The 19329-nt window shown below is 59.8% G+C and carries 19 protein-coding genes and 1 other RNA gene; 10 read left to right on the top strand and 10 right to left on the bottom strand.

Going from position 1 to position 19329, the window contains the following annotated elements; translation table 11 throughout:
• Position 1: 1 nt before the first annotated feature.
• Positions 2-1801, bottom strand: a complete 1800-nt coding sequence (locus N434_RS12410; RefSeq protein WP_110758347.1) for an ABC transporter transmembrane domain-containing protein — start codon at positions 1799-1801, stop codon at positions 2-4.
• A 261-nt stretch (positions 1802-2062) separates the two neighbouring features.
• On the opposite strand from N434_RS12410, the gene rpmE reads away from it, so the two are divergent.
• A complete protein-coding gene (gene rpmE, locus N434_RS12405) occupies positions 2063-2284 on the top strand; it encodes a 50S ribosomal protein L31 (protein ID WP_003497640.1) in 222 nt (73 codons plus the stop codon).
• Between the two features lie 153 nt (positions 2285-2437).
• Here the strand turns inward: rpmE and rcdA are convergent, their stop codons facing one another.
• The 3 genes from rcdA to N434_RS12390 form a co-directional block, all read right to left on the bottom strand.
• Complete coding sequence (gene rcdA / locus N434_RS12400; protein WP_003506184.1) at positions 2438-2953, bottom strand: protease adaptor protein RcdA; 516 nt, start codon at positions 2951-2953, stop codon at positions 2438-2440.
• A 400-nt stretch (positions 2954-3353) separates the two neighbouring features.
• Positions 3354-3545, bottom strand: a complete 192-nt coding sequence (locus N434_RS12395) for a DUF1192 domain-containing protein (protein WP_110758087.1) — start codon at positions 3543-3545, stop codon at positions 3354-3356.
• On the bottom strand, positions 3542-4831 hold the full coding sequence (locus N434_RS12390) for an MFS transporter (RefSeq protein WP_110758086.1): 1290 nt from the start codon (positions 4829-4831) through the stop codon (positions 3542-3544). Before N434_RS12390 ends, N434_RS12395 begins: the two co-directional genes overlap by 4 nt.
• 136 nt (positions 4832-4967) lie before the next feature.
• Here N434_RS12390 and N434_RS25790 point away from each other — a divergent pair, with 136 nt between their 5' ends.
• On the top strand, positions 4968-5123 hold the full coding sequence (locus N434_RS25790) for a hypothetical protein (RefSeq protein WP_162854470.1): 156 nt from the start codon (positions 4968-4970) through the stop codon (positions 5121-5123).
• A 106-nt stretch (positions 5124-5229) separates the two neighbouring features.
• Here N434_RS25790 and N434_RS12385 read toward each other — a convergent pair whose 3' ends face one another.
• The 3 genes from N434_RS12385 to N434_RS12375 form a co-directional block, all read right to left on the bottom strand.
• Complete coding sequence (locus N434_RS12385) at positions 5230-6255, bottom strand: class I fructose-bisphosphate aldolase (protein ID WP_110758084.1); 1026 nt, start codon at positions 6253-6255, stop codon at positions 5230-5232.
• 192 nt (positions 6256-6447) lie between these two features.
• Complete coding sequence (locus tag N434_RS12380) at positions 6448-7650, bottom strand: phosphoglycerate kinase (protein WP_110758083.1); 1203 nt, start codon at positions 7648-7650, stop codon at positions 6448-6450.
• Positions 7651-7717: 67 nt separating this feature from the next.
• Positions 7718-9583: a potassium/proton antiporter gene (locus N434_RS12375; RefSeq protein WP_110758345.1), complete on the bottom strand. Its 1866-nt coding sequence runs from the start codon at positions 9581-9583 to the stop codon at positions 7718-7720.
• Positions 9584-10082: 499 nt separating this feature from the next.
• Here N434_RS12375 and N434_RS12365 point away from each other — a divergent pair, with 499 nt between their 5' ends.
• Positions 10083-10259 carry a hypothetical protein gene (locus tag N434_RS12365; protein ID WP_246753490.1) on the top strand — a complete coding sequence of 59 codons (177 nt, stop codon included), beginning with the start codon at positions 10083-10085 and terminating at the stop codon, positions 10257-10259.
• Between the two features lie 195 nt (positions 10260-10454).
• Here N434_RS12365 and gap read toward each other — a convergent pair whose 3' ends face one another.
• Together gap and tkt are read right to left on the bottom strand one after the other, a co-directional pair.
• Positions 10455-11465, bottom strand: coding sequence for a type I glyceraldehyde-3-phosphate dehydrogenase (gene gap, locus N434_RS12360; RefSeq protein ID WP_110758079.1), 1011 nt, complete (start codon positions 11463-11465; stop codon positions 10455-10457).
• A gap of 62 nt (positions 11466-11527) precedes the next feature.
• Positions 11528-13510 carry a transketolase gene (tkt, locus tag N434_RS12355; protein WP_110758078.1) on the bottom strand — a complete coding sequence of 661 codons (1983 nt, stop codon included), beginning with the start codon at positions 13508-13510 and terminating at the stop codon, positions 11528-11530.
• A 325-nt stretch (positions 13511-13835) separates the two neighbouring features.
• On the opposite strand from tkt, the gene N434_RS12350 reads away from it, so the two are divergent.
• From N434_RS12350 to N434_RS12315, 7 genes are all read left to right on the top strand, one after another.
• A complete protein-coding gene (locus tag N434_RS12350) occupies positions 13836-14108 on the top strand; it encodes a DUF4164 domain-containing protein (protein WP_046799912.1) in 273 nt (90 codons plus the stop codon).
• Positions 14109-14118: 10 nt separating this feature from the next.
• Complete coding sequence (locus tag N434_RS12345) at positions 14119-14496, top strand: cell division protein ZapA (protein WP_110758076.1); 378 nt, start codon at positions 14119-14121, stop codon at positions 14494-14496.
• 79 nt (positions 14497-14575) lie between these two features.
• Positions 14576-14734, top strand: a non-coding RNA gene (ssrS, locus tag N434_RS12340) — 6S RNA.
• A 231-nt stretch (positions 14735-14965) separates the two neighbouring features.
• Positions 14966-16228 (top strand): hemolysin family protein, encoded by a 1263-nt coding sequence (locus N434_RS12330; RefSeq protein ID WP_065117393.1) that lies wholly within the window; start codon positions 14966-14968, stop codon positions 16226-16228.
• Positions 16228-16845, top strand: a complete 618-nt coding sequence (locus N434_RS12325) for a 5-formyltetrahydrofolate cyclo-ligase (RefSeq protein ID WP_110758073.1) — start codon at positions 16228-16230, stop codon at positions 16843-16845. Before N434_RS12330 ends, N434_RS12325 begins: the two co-directional genes overlap by 1 nt.
• Positions 16846-16916: 71 nt before the next feature.
• Positions 16917-17741: a TIGR00282 family metallophosphoesterase gene (locus N434_RS12320; protein WP_065117395.1), complete on the top strand. Its 825-nt coding sequence runs from the start codon at positions 16917-16919 to the stop codon at positions 17739-17741.
• A 120-nt stretch (positions 17742-17861) separates the two neighbouring features.
• Positions 17862-18704, top strand: coding sequence for an MBL fold metallo-hydrolase (locus N434_RS12315; RefSeq protein ID WP_110758071.1), 843 nt, complete (start codon positions 17862-17864; stop codon positions 18702-18704).
• A gap of 48 nt (positions 18705-18752) precedes the next feature.
• On the opposite strand, the gene N434_RS12310 is transcribed toward N434_RS12315, so the two are convergent.
• Positions 18753-19256, bottom strand: a complete 504-nt coding sequence (locus N434_RS12310; protein WP_110758069.1) for a pyridoxamine 5'-phosphate oxidase family protein — start codon at positions 19254-19256, stop codon at positions 18753-18755.
• Between the last annotated feature and the right edge of the window lie 73 nt (positions 19257-19329).

Raw genomic sequence — 19329 nt, 5'->3', positions numbered from 1 at the left:
GTCAGGCCTGGGCGCGCAACTCGTCAGGACCGGTCTGGAATTGCAGCCGGGCGAGCCTCGCATAAAGGCCATTCTGGCGAATGAGACTTTGATGCGTGCCTTCCTCGATGATGCGGCCTTCATCCATCACCAGAATACGGTCGGCCTTCAGCACGGTGGCAAGGCGATGGGCGATGACGATGGTGGTGCGGGTATCCATCAGCTCGTCGAGGGCTTTCTGCACCAGCGTTTCGCTTTCCGCGTCAAGCGCCGAAGTCGCTTCGTCGAGAAGCAGGATAGGCGCATTGCGAAGGATGGCGCGGGCAATGGCGATGCGCTGGCGCTGGCCTCCGGAAAGGGTCACGCCGCGCTCACCCACCTGGGTATCGTAACCATCGGTGAGACGTGCGATGAAACTGTCCGCCTGCGCGGCGATGGCGGCGGCGCGCACCTCCTCGCGTGTCGCTTCCGGTCGGCCAAAGGCGATATTGTCATGGATGGAGGCGGCGAATATGGCCACATCCTGCGGAACGATCGACAGGCGCGCGCGCAGATCGGTGAGGCCAACGTCGCGGATATCTATGCCGTCGATGGTGATGCGGCCCTGCTGCGGATCGTAGAACCGCATCAGCAGTGAAAACACCGTGCTCTTGCCGGCGCCGGATGGGCCGACAATGGCGACGGTCTCGCCGGCCGCAACCCTGAACGATAGGTCGGAAACAATCGGCCGTTCCCTGGCGAGCGGATAGACAAAATCGACATTCTCGAATTCGGCCTCGCCGCGCGGCGGTTGCGGCATGGCTGCGGGTGCCGCGGGTTCCGCCACGGGTGAGCGCTCATTCAGCAGTTCGGAAAGCCGCTCGGCGGCACCGCCCGCCTGCGCCAGTTCACCCCAGACTTCCGAGAGCTGGCCGAGACCGCTTGCGGCGATGACCGAATAAAGCACGAACTGACCGAGCGTGCCCGCCGTCATGCTGCCGGAGAGGACGTTTTGCGCGCCATACCAGAGAATGCCAACGACGCTGCCGAAGACCAGGGCAATGGCGACGGCGGTGAGGATGGAGCGGGCGCCGATCGCCGCGCGCGCACCCTGATAGGCGGCTTCAACGGAAGCACCGTAACGGGCATTCGCCAGCGCCTCGGCATTGAAGGATTGCACGGTGCGGCTTGCCGCGATCGTTTCCGAAGCGTAGGCGGCGGAATGCGCCAGTGTATCCTGCGTGGTGCGGGAACGGGCGCGAACGGAACGTCCGAAAGCGATCAGCGGAAATACGATGAAAGGGATGGCAAGCAGGGCGAGGCCGGAGAGGCCGGGGCTGGTATAGATCATCATCGCCACCGCGCCACAACACATGATGATGTTGCGCAGCGCCACGGAGGCGGAAGACCCGAAGGCAGAGCGAATCTGCACTGTATCGGCCGTCAGCCGTGATGCCAGTTCACCGGAGCGGCTGGAATCGAAAAACTGCTGGGACAGGGTGGTGAGATGGGCAAAGACATCACGGCGCAGATCGGCCACGACCCTTTCACCGATCGTCATGACGTAATAATAACGCATGGCGCTGGCGAGTGCGAGGACGACGGCAATCGCCAGAAGCATCGCGAAATAGCTGTTGATCATGCCGCCATCAGGCGTCTGAAATCCATGATCGATGATGCGGCGAACGGCAAGCGGTAGCGCCAGTGTGGTGGCGGAAGACAGGACAAGCGCGAAAAGGGCTGCCGCCATCAGGCCGCGATAACGCCTGAGATAGGGAAACAGACCGAGAAGCGGTTTCAGGCTTCTCTGCTTCGCCGCTTTTTGCTCCTGAATGTCTGCCACGTCCTCTGTGCTCCTCATTACGCGCCGTTTTCGGCCTTTTATGCGGGAATTTCCGGCTTGCGATGAAATTCCCGCCGCTGTATCCATCTCCCTCTCACAAGGGGATGGCAGGCTCTTGTTATCTCGGCGACCTTCATGTATAGGCTCCGCATCGAATTGGGAAGCCATAGCCCATCTGGACTATGGCTTCATTTATTGAATTGGCTCAGTTGACGCAATTGCGGCAAATGGACCGCACGTCACTTAACCAGGAAGATTGTCATGAAGGCTGATATCCATCCCGATTATCACACGATCAAGGTGGTCATGACCGATGGCACCGAATACGAAACCCGCTCCACCTGGGGTTCGGAAGGCGCCGTCATGAACCTTGAAATCGACCCCAAGTCCCATCCGGCATGGACGGGCGGCAACCAGCAGCTTATGGACCGCGGTGGTCGCGTTTCCAAGTTCAACAAGCGTTTCGGCGGCCTCGGCCTCTGATCCTCTTGCGAACGGATCGTTTAAAAAAGCCCGGTTTTGCCGGGCTTTTTTGTTGCGCCGTTTCAGCGGCGATATCCAGTGCGTATAGCGCATAAACAAAAAAGCAGGCCGAGAAGCCTGCTTTTCAAATTGTCCGGATAAGGTCATCTTTTCTCAGTTGATCGAGAAAGCCGTGCGAAGCAGGTTGAGCTGCGCCTGCACGCTGTTTTCGTTATCCGGCACCTTTGCGGCTTCGGACGGGCGATAGATTTCGCGGTCGAGCAGGGCGATGCGGTTCTGGAGGCGCAGAGAGCGCTCGATCAGGTCGCGGAAGGATTCGGGCAGGTCGTTCCAGCCGGGCGCGTTGCGATCGACATTGAAGCTGTCGAGGCGCACCTTGTTCTTTTCACTCAGAACCTGATCGCGCGTCATCTCGCCATTGTTGACGGCGCGCTGCAGCAGCAGCCAGGAGGCCATCTGCATCAGGCGGGTGGTGAGGCGCATCGATTCCGCCGCGTAGAGGACGGAGGCCATGCGCGGCAGAACCTTCGAGGCAGCGCGCCCCGCGCCGTCGAGATAGCTCGCCGTTTCCTCAACCAGGGTCATGCCTTCGGTATAGAGGGTCTTGAACTGGTTGGAAGCAGCCGCGCGCCCCGCAAAGCTTATGGTATTTAAAACCTGTTCCGACATTTCTTTAAATCCCTGCTCACGCACCACACTGTCAGGCAACGACGACCCGGATATTTTGTTCCGGCCTTTAGTGTTTTCAGGATGGTATCTTTACCTGAAATGCGCAAGGCAATTATTAAAGAAGGGTTAATACCCACAGTTTTACAGAATCCGGGGAGCGGCAAAAAAAGAGCCGCGAAAGCGGCTCTCAAGGTAAAACAGGGAGAAAAATCAGACCAATTCGCCGTATGGAGAAGATGCCTGAGGTCCAGAAGAACTGGACATGTATAGTAATCTCTCAGAAAGCTTAATTTTTGGTTAATGGTAAACGAAAGACTGCGCCAGAATCTTTATTCAATGCCATCCGGGCCAGCATCCTGCGGCGCAGGATGCGCGACCTCCGTCTATTCTGAGGCGGGTATCAGGACCGGAAGAGATTCTCCGCAGCCAGCCGGCCGGCGGATTTGCGTTGCCTCTCTTCTTCAAGCCGGGTGATTTCCGCTTGCAGAAGATCGATACGGTTGCTCAGCTCATCCACCGAAAGGAGGCTGAGGTCGCTGCCGATTTCGTGCGCCACCGGCTTTTGCGGACGTTCATCGTCAAAGAGGCTCATATGCCTGCTCCTTTTTCCACATAGTCGCCATCGTCTTCGGAATATTGCGGCGCGCGCGGGTCAAGCGCAATACTTTCCGGCGTGACGAGCGGCGAAGGCGTTGTCGGCATCATGGTCGAGAAATTGTCCTTCTCGTCGGTCGACAGGGCGGCGCGCTGGCGGCTTCGGATGATGGCATAGGTGGTGATCAGGAGATGGGCCACCGCCGTTACCAGGAACAGGGCATAGGGGCCGGAATAGGTCATGACCGCGCCGCCGAGCGTCGGGCCGATGATGGTGCCAATGCCGTAGAGCAGCAGCAGGCCGCCGGAAACCTTGACGAAGTCTTCGGACGCGGCAAAGTCGTTGGCGTGTGCGACAGCGATGGGATAAAGCGCGTTGGCGGCGGCGCCGTAGACGGCGATCATCGGGATGAGCACATAGACGTCATGGGGTTGCACGGCCGCGACGGCGAGGCCCGCCACCGCGCCAAGCCCGGCGAGCCCGGCCAGCACGTAACGTCGGTCTATCCGGTCGGATAGCCGACCTGCCGGAAACTGTGCCAGCGCGCCAACGAAAATCGTGACGGAAACCATGATGGCGATCATGGTCGGATCGAGACCGGCCCGGGCGCCAAAGACGGCGCCAAGCGTACCATAAGCGCCATTGGCGATGCCGATCATCAGGATGCCGATGAAGGAGACCGGCGAATTGCGATAAAGGGCGGGCAGGTCCAGTTTGACCTTCTGCAGTGGCTGTGGACTGGCCGCCTTGGAAAGCGTGGCCGGCAGAATGGCGATGCAATAGATGATGCCGCAGATCATGAACAGCGAGGTATTGCTGACATCGCCCATCGGCACGATCATTTGCCCCGCCACGACGCCGAGCAGCGTGATGGCGATATAGAGCGAAAAGATCATGCCACGGCTTTCATTGGTGGCACGCTCGTTCAGCCAGCTTTCGATGATCATCGAGGTGCCTGCCGTGCAGAAGCCGGTGAGTGCGCGCAGGGCGATCCACCAGACATCATCGACAATCAGGCCGGTCATCAGCACTGTCAGGCACACCAGAGCGACAAAGGAGCCGAAAGCCCGCACATGCCCCGCACGGCGCACGATGGCGGGCGCGACAAAACAGCCTATGACGAAGCCAGCTGCCCAGGAGGTGCCAAGGAAACCCAGGATTTCATTGGAATAACCTTCCGCCGAACCGCGCACGGGCAGGATAAGGCCCTGAAGGCCGTTGCCAAGGAAAAGAAACAGAGTGCTGGATAAAAGAGCGAATACGGGTAGAAGATTTCTGCTCATGAAGACACTCTCATGCGTTCGGACGGACAGTCGGACAGGCCATAGAACGGGATTACCCGAATGAGTTGCACTCTTCTGGTGAACGGTAAAAATGTCCAGCCTGTGACGATGCAGAAATAAAGAAAAGGCTCAATAAATGACAAAGGCGATTGGCCTTTTTTTACTGCTGGCCATGATGGTCCAGATCATCCGGCCCCTGGGCCTGCCGGGCCTCAAGAAAAGAGGCGATTGCTGGAAGATCGCGGTCGCCGCCTTTGTCATCTGGTCGGCGACGCTGCTCTTGCGACCCTAGGGCGGGACGGGTGGGGACCTGAGGTGAAAACCGCGTATTCCCACCGCAAAGAAAAAGCCGCCCCGTGGGGCGGCTTCTGTTTTGGTGGATATCCGTTGTGGAGACCTCAGGCGGCCTTTTCGAGTTCCTGCTTCCAGTTACCCTTGGCGGCAAGGCTGTTCATGGCGGCGCGGTGCGTGAAGGCGCGCTGGCCGGCAGCGACATTTTCCTGCTTGCCACCCCATGCCTTGAGTGCGGTATCCTGAAGGGCGCGGCCGTAGGAATAGGTCAGAGACCAAGGCAGGTCGTAACCGGCATTCATGGCGGAGAGATGCGCGGTCGCCTCTTCGGAGGACTGGCCGCCGGAAAGGAAGGCGATGCCCGGAACGGCGGAGGGCACGGTGGCCTTCAGAACCTTGACGGTCTTTTCCGCCACTTCCTCGACCGAAGCCTTGCGGGCCTTCTTGCCGTCGATGATCATGTTCGGCTTGAGGATCATGCCTTCAAGGTTGACGCGGGCGTCGAACAGATCCGCGAAGACGGTCTGGAGAACCCATTGCGTGACTTCCGCGCAGCGGTCGATGTCATGCGTGCCTGGCTCGCCGTCCATCAGCACTTCAGGCTCCACGATCGGCACGATATCCGCCTGCTGGCAGAGAGCGGCGTAACGGGCGAGCGACTGGGAGTTAGCCTTGATCGAACCCCAGCTCGGACGCTGCTCACCGATGGTGATGACGCCACGCCACTTGGCGAAACGGGCACCGGCCTCATGGTACTTGCGCAGACGTTCGTAAAGACCGTCGAGGCCTTCGGTGATGAATTCATGCGGGTGGAAAGCCATCGGCTTGGCGCCAATATCCACCTTGATGCCCGGCAGGCTGCCGGCTGCCTTGATGATATCCACGAAAGGCGTGCCGTCGGCGGCCTTCTGGAACAGGGTTTCTTCATAGAGAATGACGCCGGAGATGTATTTCTTCATGGCGTCATCGGAGCGGAACAGCATCTCGCGATAGTCGCGACGGGCGGTCTCGGTGGATTCCAGATTGATGCTGTCGAAACGCTTCTTGATCGTTCCTGTGGATTCGTCGGCGGCGAGCAGGCCCTTGCCGTCGGCGACCATCTTGATTGCAATGTCTTCGAGACGTTCGGTCATTTGCTATTCTCCCAAGGCACAATAAATTTCCGATAACAGAAGTTCCAGGGCAGGGAAATGGCACGCTAACTCATTGAAACGATTGAAATGATTTCAATCGTTTGAAACTTTTCCTCAAGGTGCCGCTTACCAAAAAGCAAGGCCGGACAAGCATGGCTTGTCCGGCCTTCGCGTCAGGCAAGTGGCCCAAGTTTACTTGGCGGCGGCAAGGATGGCAACGCCCGGCAGCTCCTTGCCTTCCATCCATTCGAGGAAGGCGCCGCCTGCCGTCGAGACATAGGAGAAATCCTCGGAAACGCCGGCATGGTTGAGCGCTGCAACGGTGTCACCGCCGCCGGCGACGGAGACGAGCTTGCCCGCCTTGGTGCATTCGGCGGCATGTTTTGCCGCGGCGACGGTTGCCGCATCGAAGGGCTCGATTTCGAAGGCGCCGAGCGGACCGTTCCAGACCAGCGTTTCCGCGCGGGAAATCCAGGCCTTGATGCTTTCAACCGATTTCGGGCCGACATCGAGAACCATGGCATCAGTGGGAATGGCGTTGATGTCGACGATTTCATTGGCCGCGCCGGCCTTGAATTCGCGGGCGACGACGCCGTCTTCCGGCAGAACGATGGCGCAACCGGATGTCGCGGCCTCGATCATGATCTGCTTTGCGGTCTCGGCGAGATCATGCTCGCAGAGCGATTTTCCGACCTGCGCGCCGCGGGCGGCCAGGAAGGTGTTGGCCATGCCGCCGCCGATGACGAGGGCATCGACCTTCTTGACGAGGTTCATCAGGAGATCGATCTTGCTCGAAACCTTGGCGCCGCCGACGATGGCGACAACCGGACGGGCTGGCTGGCCAAGGCCCTTTTCCAGCGCTTCAAGCTCGGCCTGCATGGTGCGGCCGGCATAGGCGGGCAGATGGCGTGCAAGGCCTTCGGTGGAGGCGTGGGCGCGGTGAGCGGCGGAGAAGGCGTCGTTTACATAGATATCGCCATTGGCGGCCAGCGCCTCGACAAAAGCGGGATCGTTCTTTTCTTCACCCTTGTGGAAGCGGGTATTTTCGAGGAGCAGGATGTCGCCATCGTTCATTTTCGCCACCGCATCGGCTGCAGGCGCGCCAATGCAATCGGTCGCGAAGGAAACGGCGTGATCCAGCACTTCCTCGACGGTGGGTACGATCTGGGAAAGCGACATGTCGGCCACCGGTTCACCCTTCGGCCGGCCGAAATGGGCAAGCAGAATGACTTTCGCACCCTTGCCTGACAGTTCCAGAATGGTCGGTGCAACCCGTTCGATACGGGTCGTGTCCGTCACTTTGCCATCCGCAACCGGCACGTTGAGATCAACGCGGACGAGAACGCGCTTTCCGGCAATGTCGTTAAGGTCGTCGATGGTCTTGAAGGCGGGCATAGGTCGATCCTGATTTGTTGCGAGTTCGGCACGGACCATACTATGCCTGATTGCCGACGCAAGTCGGTCAGCCCTCATTTTCTCTTGCCGCAGTCGCCGGGGCGGGGGCACTTTCTTCCATCTCGGCGGTGCGCGGCTGGCGTCTCTGCGCCAGATAGGCGCGCATGCGGTTGAGGATTTCCGCAAAGCTGATGAAGATGGGCAGGTGGGTGGCCGGTTCCACCGGTTCGAGTGAAATGCCGACACCGGTGATTGCCTCGTGTTCGTCCAGCGTGCGGACGATCAGGACGATGGAGCCGAGGCGCACGCGGTCGGCATAATCGGCCTTTCCGGCAAGGCGCGCCTCGATGAGTTCGGCAACGCTCATCGCCTGTTCGGCGGATGAAAGCAGGCCGGGACCATAGGCTGCGTCCAGTTCCTTCGCCGGACGGCCGGGCGAGATCGCGAAGGTGCCGAAGAAATCGGCGTCGTCATCGGCAACCGGCAGGGCGCTGGCGAACAGCCGGTCGATCAGCCGGGAATAACCGGGTGCGATGAAGAGGTAGACGAGATCGTTCTCCCGCAGCCGTCCCGCATATTGGTAGCGGATCGATTTGCCGTCGCGCACCACCAGCGAGGGCATGGCCCAGCGCGGAATACGCTCCCCCTGCATGATGGCGCTGCCCTTGGCGACCCGATAGGAGATCAGTTCATGATTGGCGGTGCCGGGAAGGTCGACTTCCAGCTTGTCCACCTCGCCCATGCGTGGCGGCACGATGAGGCCGAGTCGTGTCGCCACCGGCTTGATGGTCCAGCCCTGCACCAGAAGCGACACGAGCACGATGATGAAGGCGGCGTTGAAATAGATCTGCGCGTCGTTGAGCCCGCCGAGAATGGGCATGATGGCAAGCAGGATCGAGACCGCGCCGCGCAGGCCCACCCAGGCGACGAAGGATGTTTCCTGCTGGGTATAGTTGAAAGGCATGAGGCTGAGCCAGACCGCGAGCGGGCGGGCAACGAAGATCAGGAAAAGCGCAAGCAGCACGGCCGGAATGGCGATCGCCGGAAATTGCGATGGTGTGGCAAGAAGGCCGAGCATCAGGAACATGATGATCTGGGCAAGCCATGTCAGGCCCTCATGGAAACGGCGAATGGTTTCCTTGGCGAAGATCCTGCGGTTGCCAGCAACGATGCCCGCCACATAGACCGCCAGGAAACCGCTGCCGCCAATTGTACCGGTGAAGGAGAAGACAAGCAGCGCCAGCGCCAGCACGAAGATCGGCGCAAGCCCGCGGTCGGCGGCGAAACGGTTGACGACGGTGGCGATCATGACGCCGCCGAGCAGGCCGAAAATCACCCCAAGGCCCATCTGTTCAATGAAAAGCAGCAGAAAGCCGCTGTCTATACCGGCCAGCCCCTGACCCTTGGCGATGATTTCGACCAGGGCAATGGTGAGGAAGATCGCCATCGGATCGTTTGTGCCGGATTCGACTTCAAGCGTCGAACGCACCTGATCGCGGATATGGATGCCGCCGATGCGCAGCAGGAAGAACACGGCTGCCGCATCGGTGGAGGCGACAATGGCGCCGAGCAGCAGGCCCTCCAGCCAGGAAAGCCCGAGCAACAGTGCGGCCGCGCCGGCGAAGAACACGGATGTGAGGATGACGCCGACCGTGGCGAGCGCCATGGCGGGGGCTGCGGAGAGCCGGAAGGACTGTATGGAGGTGCCGAAGCCGGAATCGAAAAGGATGACGGCAAGCACGAGCGAGCCGAGCATATAGGCGAGCGGGTTATTGGTGAATTCGATGCCCAGGCCATCCACGCCCGCCGCAAGCCCGATCATCAGGAAAAGCAGCAGCAGCGGTGCTCCGAACCGGAAGGCGATGAGGCTGGAAAAAGCAGCGACGAGAACCAGAACAGTTGCCACAAGCAACAGAAGATAAAATGATTCCACGTCCACCGCCTCATTCAAACCGCGTTGGCCGATGCAATGAATGCTCTGCGCGTCTGCAGCCAATGCGCCACGGGTTGCGGTCTGTCAGCGCTGCAATTGGTTGGCGTTGAAAGGCGACGCAAGGCGGGGTGTATCGAATGATACGGCAGGGCCGAAGTGCATTGCGCACGACCGTTATCCCTGTCCTCCTTGTCCGTTTCAAAATGGACCAGACGAAGGCAGGAAATGGGAATTTTCTCGGCGTGTTGCAGAAAATGGCGACGGCAGGGAAGGGGCTCTCAGTCCGCCAGCAGGGAGTGGCCAGGATGTTTTGCCTGGAGAGATTGATCCCAAGGTCTTGCACGTAACATAGCGACAATGCAGCTGCGTTAGTTGTCGCTTCCGAATTGCTTTTCATCATTACCGGAGCGATCGGATGAAACGGGTTTCCATTTTTATATTATTGTCAGCGGGCGCGATTGTTGCGGGTTGTTCGAGCACGGAGCAGACCGCTGAAAACATGGCCGCGCAACGCGAACGCTGCCGCGTGTTCGGTTATTATGAAGGCTCGCGCGATTTCGCCGACTGCATGATGAAGCTTTCCATGCAGCAAAGCGAACTCCGGCAACAGACGTTCGATACGATCTGGAGCAATGCCGGAAATTCCGGCCCCGTCATTATCAACAATAGAAAATGATGGATGCGTGGTCTCATTCCGCCGGTTGAGCGACGGCTTGCGTCGTCTCTCTGCCGGAGATGGTTTTCGATCTGGAGCGCCCCGCCTTGCTTCAGGATCGATGCCGGCGGGATCCCTCGCTCCCGCCGGCCTTTTTTAGGCAAAGAAAAACCGGCAGGATCGCGCCTGCCGGTCTCTTTATGGTGTGATACCTGCTTAGATGGTCTTCGCGAAGGCGACGGCCGTATCCGACATGCGGTTGGAGAAGCCCCACTCATTGTCGTACCAGGACAGGATGCGAACGAACTTGCCTTCCATGACCTTGGTCTGGTCGATCGCGAAGATCGAGGAGTGGCTGTCATGGTTGAAGTCGCGGGAAACCAGCGGCTCTTCGGTATAGCCGAGAATGCCCTTCAGCTTGCCGTTGGCGGCAGACTTGATCGCCTCGTTGATTTCCTCAACCGTCGTGTCGCGCTTGGCGATGAACTTGAAGTCGACGACCGAAACGTTCGGGGTCGGAACGCGGATGGACGTGCCGTCCAGCTTGCCCTTGAGGTGCGGCAGAACGAGGCCAACGGCCTTGGCGGCGCCGGTCGAGGTCGGGATCATGGAAAGGGCTGCGGCGCGGGCACGGTACAGATCCTTGTGCATGGTGTCCAGCGTCGGCTGGTCGCCCGTGTAGGAGTGGATCGTGGTCATGAAGCCATGATCGATGCCAACGGCGTCATCGAGAACCTTCACGACCGGCACGAGGCAGTTGGTGGTGCAGGACGCGTTGGAAATGACCAGATGGTCCTTCGTCAGCTGGTCGTGGTTGACGCCGAAGACGACGGTCAGGTCAGCGCCGTCTGCCGGGGCGGACACGATAACGCGCTTTGCGCCTGCCGTCAGGTGGGCCGCTGCCTTGTCGCGGGCGGTGAAGATGCCGGTGCATTCGAGCGCGATGTCGACGCCGAGTTCCTTGTGCGGCAGCGTTGCCGGATCACGAACCGCGGTCACCTTGATCGGCTTGCCGCCACCGACGGTGATCGTGTCGCCTTCGACCTTAACATCGGCCGGGAACTTGCTGTGGATCGAATCGTAGCGCAGCAGGTGGGCATTGGTTTCAACCGGGCCAAGGTCGTTGATGGCAACGACTTCGATATCGGTGCGGCCGGATTCGACGATGGCGCGCAGAACATTGCGGCCGATGCGGCCGAAGCCATTAATGGCAACTTTTACAGTCATTTACAGTCTCCCGATCAAGATATGGGCTTGGTCTTTGCAGAAATGTGAGGGCTTGGGAACCCTCACGCAAGTTTTGCCTCGACTGCGGCGACGACGGCTTCCGCCGTGATGCCGAAGTGCTTGAAGAGATCCTTCGCCGGCGCAGACGCTCCAAAGGAGTGCATGCCGACGAAAGCACCGTCGGAGCCGATGAAATAATCCCAGCCCTGGCGGATGGCGGCTTCGATCGCGATCTTGACCGGAGCCTTGCCGATAATGGCGTTGCGATAGGTTTCCGGCTGTTCCTTGAAAAGCTCGAAGCAGGGAACGGAAACGACACGGACGGAAACGCCGTTGTCCTTCAACGTTGCAGCGGCCTTCAGCGCCACTTCGACTTCGGAACCGGAAGCGAAGATCGAAACCTTGGCGTCGCTGGCGGAAACGAGTTCGTAAGCGCCGTAGGCGGACTGGTTCTTCTCTTCATATTCCTTGCGCGAGGGGGCAAGATTCTGGCGGGTCAGCGCCAGCGCCGAGGGACGGTGCTTCTGTTCCAGCGCCAGCTGCCAGCATTCCGCCGTTTCGGTTTCATCCGCCGGGCGGAAGACGAGCAGGTTCGGAATGGCGCGCAGGGCTGCGATCTGCTCCACCGGCTGGTGGGTCGGGCCGTCTTCGCCAACGCCGATGGAATCATGCGTCAGAACGTGGACGACACGGATGCCCATGAGCGCTGCAAGTCGGATCGACGGACGGCAATAGTCCGAGAAGATCAGGAAGCCGCCGGCATAGGGAATGAGACCGCCGTGGAGCGCGATGCCGTTCATCGCGGCAGCCATGCCGTGCTCGCGGATGCCGTAATGCAGGTAACGGCCGGAGAAATCCGTCGGGGTGATGGACTTCATCTGGCTGGTCTTGGTGTTGTTGGACGGCGTCAGGTCGGCCGAGCCGCCGATCATTTCCGGCAGGACGCCGTTGATGACTTCGAGCGAATCTTCCGAGGCCTTGCGGGTGGCCACAGTCGGGTTGTTTTCGATGATCTTCTTCTTGAAGGCATCGATGGAGCTGTCGAAGTTGCCGGGCAGGTCGCCGGCGAAGCGGCGCTTGAACTCGGCCTTCTTGCCGGCTTCAGCGGCTTCGAGGCGGGCTTCCCAGTCCTGGCGCGTCTTGGTGGAGCGCAGGCCGGCGAGGCGCCATGCATCGAGCACGTCTTCCGGAATGACGAAAGCTTCGGCTTCCCAGTTGAGGCTCTTGCGCGCGGCAGCGATTTCTTCTGCGCCGAGCGGGTTGCCGTGAACCTTGTGGGTGCCCTGCTTGTTGGGCGCGCCGAAACCGATCACGGTCTTGCAGGCGATGAAGGTCGGGCGGTCGGATTTCTGTGCAGCCTCGATGGCGGCCGCAATCGCGTCCGGATCATGGCCATCGACGCGGATGGTGTTCCAGTGAACGGCCTGGAAGCGGGCAATCTGGTCGGTGCTGTCGGAAAGGCCGACTTCACCGTCGATGGTGATGTTGTTGTCATCCCAGAACAGGACGAGCTTGTTGAGCTTCAGGTGGCCGGCGAGCGCGATGGCTTCGTGGCTGATGCCTTCCATGAGGCAGCCGTCGCCGCACAGCACATAGGTGAAATGGCTCTGCAGGTCGGAGCCGAATTCCTCTTCCAGCTTGCGTTCGGCAATCGCCATGCCGACGGCATTCGCGATGCCCTGGCCGAGCGGGCCGGTCGTCGTTTCGATGCCGGTCGCATGGCCGTATTCGGGATGGCCGGCGGTCTTGGAACCGAACTGGCGGAAACGCTTGATCTCGTCGATCGTCATGTCCTCGTAGCCCGTCAGATAGAGCAGCGAGTAAAGAAGCATCGAACCGTGGCCTGCCGACAGCACGAAGCGGTCGCGATCCGCCCAGAGCGGCGCCTTGGGATCGAATTTCAGGTAACGGGTGAAGAGAACGGTGGCGACATCAGCGGCGCCCATCGGCAGGCCGGGATGGCCTGAATTGGCCTTCTCCACTGCATCCATGGCAAGAAAGCGGATCGCATTGGCCATCCGGTTGTGTTTGTCGCGAGAAATCATGGCTTTTCCGTCTGTTTCCGGGTGAAAGGAGATAGTTTTACGCAACTATCCAAAAAGCGGGTTGATCCATAGCAGGTGAGGCAGGCAAGTCAATAAATCCACAGGCAATTGCGGTTCTCTCCGGGAGAAAAAATCGTTTAGAAAATCAGGTGTCACGGCAAAATACGTGCAATATATGTCGGCGCTTCTTCGTTCATCCACAGAGCAAAACGCTTCAATGCACTGGTTTGATTGACGGGATGGTAAATCGGGTAATAACCTCGTGAATGTTGGAAAAGCCTGAAACCGGACGATTCGGCCGGTGGCGTGCGAGTTGGAAAAAACGATGTCGGCTGAGAAGACCGTACAATCTGCGCTGACGGAGCTGAATGCTGCCATCACAAATCTCGAAAATGCCATCGATATGCGTATCGAACGGCAAAGGGAGACAGGCGAGATCGATAACGAGGTCAAGCGGGTCCATGTTGACCGCGCCAGGCTGGCGCAGGAGCTTGACCAGGCCGAGTTTCGCGCCAACCGGCTTGAAGAAGTCAATCGCGAGGTTTCCCGCCGGCTGGTGACGGCGATGGAGACGATCCGCGCGGTGCTGGATCGATAGGAGCGGTTTCATGGCGCAAGTCACTGTTATGATCGATGGCAAGGCCTATCGCATGGCCTGCGAGGCGGGGCAGGAAGACCACCTGACCGATCTCGCCACGCGTTTTGACCGTTATGTCGGCCATCTCAAGAGCCAGTTCGGTGAAATCGGCGATCTCAGGCTCACCGTCATGGCCGGCATCATGGTGATGGACGAGCTTTCAGAGATCAACCGCAAGCTCGAGAAGCTGGAGGGGGAGGTTTCATCCCTGTCCCGCAACCGCGACGGCATGGCGGAGCACAAGGCGAAATCGGACGAGATGGTGGCGCTTGCCATCGGTGATCTCGCCGACCGTCTGAACGGAATCACCGAGAAACTGCTGGCACGGCCGAAGCTCGCGGCGCATTGAGCGGCCGAAGAGTTCTGAGGCGGCAAAATTTCGCGCCGCACCCTCTGGCGGTTTTCCCTGATCCGTCCTATATCTTGGATGCGTTCTGCGCTTCCCGACAGGAACCACAATCCCTGGGGCCATACTCGATCCAAAGGGAGCTGTCCCTGGCCAGTCCCGTGGGGCTGGACACACGGTGCCCACCTACTTTTGTAGGCACCCAGGATCGTAAATCTCCATCGGTCGCCGTGGATCGCGCTTGAAGTTTCGGGTCAGTCCCCGGTTCTTCACCTGAATGTTTTATCGTCGACAGTTACTTTTCACTGCTGCCGGGCATGGCTTTTTTATATCGCTGTCATTGCAATGGCGGAACAATTGCCTATTATTCGGATTGGTATGTCTGTTATGCCCTTTCAAATAAAGGGCGCTGCGGCCAAAACCGCGACGTGCCGTTCAACAGCCCAAAGAGCTAAACTTGTTTACTGAAATTATGATCGTGGTCCTGCTCACCGTATTGAACGGTGTGCTTGCCATGTCCGAGCTTGCCGTTGTCTCCTCCAGACCGGCGAGGCTGAAGGTGCTTGCCGCGCAAGGCAGCAAAGGCGCCACCATGGCGCTTGGCCTTTCTGAAAATCCCGGACGTTTCCTTTCCACGGTGCAGATCGGCATCACGCTGGTTGGCGTCCTGTCCGGTGCGTTTTCCGGTGCCACGCTCGGCGCCCGGTTCACCGCATGGCTTCTGGAGCAGGGCGTTCCCGATCGTGCCGCCGATGCGATCGGTGTCGGTTCGGTGGTTGTCGCCATCACCTATCTGTCGCTGATCGTCGGCGAGCTGGTGCCCAAGCAGATCGCTCTGCGCGATCCTGAAAAGGTCGCCGCCCGGGTCGCGCCAACCATGGTGATGCTGTCGCGGGTCGGCGCGCCGCTGGTCTGGCTGCTCGACAGGTCGGGCAAGGTCGTTCTCGCCCTTCTTGGCCATAGCGGTGAGTCCAACGCGTCAGTGACCGACGATGAAATCCGCACGGTTCTGGCCGAGGCCCACAGCGCCGGCGTGATCGAGACCGAGGAATCGGCGATGATCACCGGCGTCATGCGCCTTGCAGACCGCAATGCGCGCGGCCTGATGACGCCCCGCCGCGATGTGGAAGTGGTGGATATAGAAGACAGCGCGGAGGAAATCCGCGAGCAGCTTCGCGGCACCCAACGTTCCCGCCTGCCGGTGCGCAACGGCGCTTCCGATGAAATTCTCGGCGTGCTTTTCGCCAAGGACGCCTTCGACGCGCTGGCCTCCGGCAAGGAGCTCAACATCCGCGAGCTTCTGCGTGAGGTTCCGGTCGTATCGGACCTGACGAGCGCCGTGGATGTCATCCAGTCGCTGCGCCGCTCGACGGTGCATATGGTTCTTGTCTATGACGAGTATGGCCATTTTGAAGGCATCATTAGCTCCGGCGACGTTCTCGAAGCCATAACGGGCGCGTTCCAGGAAGAGGATGACGAAGAACCGGCGATGGTCGAGCGCGAGGACGGTTCGTTCCTTGTTGCGGGCTGGATGCCCGCCGACGAATTCGCCGACCGTATGGGCTTCCAGATCGATGAGGATGCCGAGTTCGAGACCGTTGCCGGTCTGGTTCTGGACGAGTTCCGCCGCCTGCCGGAGCTGGGTGAGCATGTGACCCGCAACGGCTGGCGTTTCGAAGTCATCGATCTCGACGGCCACCGCATCGACAAGGTGCTTGTGAGCCGGGCCGCCTGATGGCGGGCGACGTTGCCGAAAAAGCGCGGTTGCGCGGCGAAAGGCTCGCCGCGCGCGATGCGTTGACACCGGCTGAACGGCAGCAGAAGAGCCGGTCGATGGCGGTCCGTGGTGCTTCCGGCATTTCCTTTGCGCCGGGCGCGGTCATTTCCGGCTTCATGCCGATCCGTTCCGAGGCTGATATCCGTCCGCTGATGGAAATGTTGCGTGAACGGGGCGGGCGTCTCGCCCTTCCTGTTGTGCTGGATCGTGAAACCATTGTCTTCCGCAGCTTTGAGGCGGATACGCCCTTGGTGAAGACTGGTTTCGGCACGACCGGGCCGGGTGAGGATGCCGCTGTTCTCGATCCGGATATTCTGCTCGTGCCGCTTTCTGCTTTCGATGGGCGGGGCCAGCGCATCGGTTATGGTGCGGGCCACTATGACCGGGCCATTGCCAGATTGCACGCCAAGGGCCGGGAGCCCGTTCTCATAGGTGTTGCCTTCGATTGTCAGGAAGTGCCATCCATACCGGCGGAGCCGCATGATGTGTCGCTCCACGCCATTCTGACGGAAAGCGGCCTGCGCTGGTTTTCCTCTCCGCTATCGACAGTCGATCCGGGGCAAAAGGCGCTTTAGCACTTTTTAAAAGACGGATTACCCGTTAGAGGGAACGCAATCTAGAAACATGCGCAAGATCGGGGCGGTGAATGAGGCTTCTTTTTCTCGGAGATATGGTTGGCAAGACCGGACGCACGGCTGTCTGGGAGCAATTGCCGGGGCTGATTTCCGATCTGAAGCTGGACTTCGTTATCGTCAACGGTGAAAACGCCGCTGGCGGTTTTGGCATTACCGAGGATATCTATCTCGAGACCATCAATGCCGGTGCGGATGTGGTGACCACCGGCAACCATGTCTGGGATCAGAAGGAAGCGGTTTCCTTCTGCGAGCGCCACGACCAGTTCCTGCGGCCGGCCAATTATCCCGACGGCACGCCGGGCAAGGGTTCGGGCATTTTTTATGCCCGCAACGGCGCCCGCGTGCTTGTGGCCAACATCATGGGCCGCGTGTTCATGCATCCGGAACTCGACGATCCCTTCAAGTCGGCGGAGAGCATTCTTGCCGCCTGCCCGCTGAAGGAGCAGGCCGACGCGATCATTTTCGACTTCCATGCCGAGGCGACCAGCGAAAAACAGTGTTTCGGCCATTTTGTCGACGGTCGTGCGAGCTTTGTCGTCGGCACCCACACGCATGTCCCGACAGCCGACGCCCAGATATTGAACGGCGGAACAGCCTATATGTCGGATGCCGGCATGTGCGGCGATTATGACAGCTCGCTCGGCATGGAGAAGGAAGAGCCGATCAACCGCTTCATTTCCAAAATGCCGAAGGGGCGCTTCGAGGCGGCCAGCGGGCCTGCGACGATCTGCGGCGTCGGCGTCGAGATTTCCGATCGCACCGGACTTGCGGAAAAGATCGCGCCGCTGCGTATCGGCCCGCGGCTTGCGGAAACGCTTCCGTCCTTCTGGGCTTGAGTTTGCCGTCGCGCGGGTGCTCACAATGACGAGATTGTGAGCGCTCCCGCCGCTCTTGCAACTGGACGCCCGGCAAAACCTGTCCCATCCTCCGAGCCTTCGCAAGTTCAGGAGAGTGGCATGATGCTGCGCGTGCTAATGCTTGCAATAACGGGATTGCTCACCTGCGCGGGAGCGACCTTCGCCCAGACGGAAAGCCGCCCGCCCGTCAGCCAGTGCCAGGCGATTGCCCGCAACATTCCCGGCGTCATGTTCGCCAGTTTCAATCCACCCGGCGTTCAGCTTGCCCAGGCCACCTCTCGGGAAGAGGTGAAGATCAGCTTCATCGGCCATTCCACCTATCTCATCGAAAGCCCCGGCGGTGTGACGATCGCGACCGACTACAACGGTGTCTATCGTCCACCCGTCACACCGACTGTTGTGACGATGAACCGGGCGCATTCGACGCACTTCACCCTCAACCCGGATCCGGCCATTCAATATGTTCTGCATGGCTGGAGCGACGTGCCGGGAGAAAAGGCCGATCACAAGGTTCTGGTGAACGATGTCTATATCCGCAATGTTGCGACCGATATCCGCAACCGCTGGGGCGACTACGAATCCTTTCAGGAAAATGGCAATTCCATTTTCATATTTGAAATTGCAGGCCTGTGTATCGGTCACCTCGGCCATCTGCATCACGAGCTGACGGATACGCATTATGCAGAAATAGGCCGGCTGGATGTACTGATGGTGCCGGTGGATGGTGGCCTGACCATGGGTGCCGACAGCATGAGCCGCGTGGTCAAGCGCCTGCGTTCCGCGCTGATCCTGCCGATGCACCGCACCGGGGCGCCGCTTGAGCAGTTCCTGACGATGTTCGGCGAGAGTTTCCAGATTGCCTATGCCGCCGACCCGGTTATCCGGGTTTCGATGAGAAACCTTCCCCGCCAGCCGCAGATACTGGTGCCGAAAGGCATGTAGCAGGCGGCGGGCGAGGAAGGCCGGGGGAGCCCGGTGAAACTCTGTCGATCAGGCGAAGGTGAGGTGCTGGCGAACGCCGACGTCAGGCGTCTTCTCGTCTGACATATTGGCCCTGGCGATTTCCCAGCCGAATTTCAGCGTGCTGTCGGTTGACGCCCATATGTCGGCATCGTCGACATGAAGGGCCAGCATCGTCAATTGCGGATCGGTCTTGCCGTGCTCGTACCAGGCGGCGGTGACGGAATTCCAGTATTCGTCAATCTTCGTCCTGTCGTCGCGCGCCTCCAGAATACCGGAGAGGCAAGCGTGATAGTCATGATCCTTGCCGACGAGGCAGAAATGCGCGCGTGAGCCGGATTTCAGCGATTTCACGAGATCGGTGTCTTTCCTGGAGAAAAACCAGATGGTGTTGGTCCTGGGGTCAGCGTGAGGCGCCATCGGCTGCATATGAGTGTGCAGGCCTTCGAGACCGAGCATTCCGGCATGGACCGAGTTGATCTCGTCCCAGAGCTGGCGGGCCGGGGCTTCTCTTGCTTCAGTCAGGCTGACCATATGTTCTCTCCTTCCGGTTTCACGTCGCGGGGGAGAGAAATCATGCCTTCTTCCACCGCGTTCATGATCAGAA

The organism is Rhizobium sp. UGM030330-04 (genome assembly GCF_003208455.1).
Lineage (GTDB): Bacteria > Pseudomonadota > Alphaproteobacteria > Rhizobiales > Rhizobiaceae > Agrobacterium > Agrobacterium rhizogenes_A.
Note: the sequence above shows the minus strand (reverse complement) of the source record. Positions and strands in the feature narration are given on the sequence as shown.

What these genes read in the sequence shown, in the direction of transcription:
- N434_RS12310 (WP_110758069.1), bottom strand. Translation starts at nt 19,256, where the DNA reads ATGGTCAGCCTGACTGAAGCAAGAGAAGCCCCGGCCCGCCAGCTCTGG.
- N434_RS12365 (WP_246753490.1), top strand. Translation starts at nt 10,083, where the DNA reads ATGGCCGCGCAACGCGAACGCTGCCGCGTGTTCGGTTATTATGAAGGC.
- N434_RS12350 (WP_046799912.1), top strand. Translation starts at nt 13,836, where the DNA reads ATGTCGGCTGAGAAGACCGTACAATCTGCGCTGACGGAGCTGAATGCT.
- N434_RS12315 (WP_110758071.1), top strand. Translation starts at nt 17,862, where the DNA reads ATGATGCTGCGCGTGCTAATGCTTGCAATAACGGGATTGCTCACCTGC.
- N434_RS12325 (WP_110758073.1), top strand. Translation starts at nt 16,228, where the DNA reads ATGGCGGGCGACGTTGCCGAAAAAGCGCGGTTGCGCGGCGAAAGGCTC.
- rcdA (WP_003506184.1), bottom strand. Translation starts at nt 2,953, where the DNA reads ATGTCGGAACAGGTTTTAAATACCATAAGCTTTGCGGGGCGCGCGGCT.
- tkt (WP_110758078.1), bottom strand. Translation starts at nt 13,510, where the DNA reads ATGATTTCTCGCGACAAACACAACCGGATGGCCAATGCGATCCGCTTT.
- N434_RS12385 (WP_110758084.1), bottom strand. Translation starts at nt 6,255, where the DNA reads ATGACCGAACGTCTCGAAGACATTGCAATCAAGATGGTCGCCGACGGC.
- N434_RS12380 (WP_110758083.1), bottom strand. Translation starts at nt 7,650, where the DNA reads ATGCCCGCCTTCAAGACCATCGACGACCTTAACGACATTGCCGGAAAG.
- N434_RS12395 (WP_110758087.1), bottom strand. Translation starts at nt 3,545, where the DNA reads ATGAGCCTCTTTGACGATGAACGTCCGCAAAAGCCGGTGGCGCACGAA.
- N434_RS12345 (WP_110758076.1), top strand. Translation starts at nt 14,119, where the DNA reads ATGGCGCAAGTCACTGTTATGATCGATGGCAAGGCCTATCGCATGGCC.
- N434_RS12390 (WP_110758086.1), bottom strand. Translation starts at nt 4,831, where the DNA reads ATGAGCAGAAATCTTCTACCCGTATTCGCTCTTTTATCCAGCACTCTG.
- N434_RS12320 (WP_065117395.1), top strand. Translation starts at nt 16,917, where the DNA reads ATGAGGCTTCTTTTTCTCGGAGATATGGTTGGCAAGACCGGACGCACG.
- gap (WP_110758079.1), bottom strand. Translation starts at nt 11,465, where the DNA reads ATGACTGTAAAAGTTGCCATTAATGGCTTCGGCCGCATCGGCCGCAAT.
- N434_RS25790 (WP_162854470.1), top strand. Translation starts at nt 4,968, where the DNA reads ATGACAAAGGCGATTGGCCTTTTTTTACTGCTGGCCATGATGGTCCAG.
- rpmE (WP_003497640.1), top strand. Translation starts at nt 2,063, where the DNA reads ATGAAGGCTGATATCCATCCCGATTATCACACGATCAAGGTGGTCATG.
- N434_RS12330 (WP_065117393.1), top strand. Translation starts at nt 14,966, where the DNA reads ATGATCGTGGTCCTGCTCACCGTATTGAACGGTGTGCTTGCCATGTCC.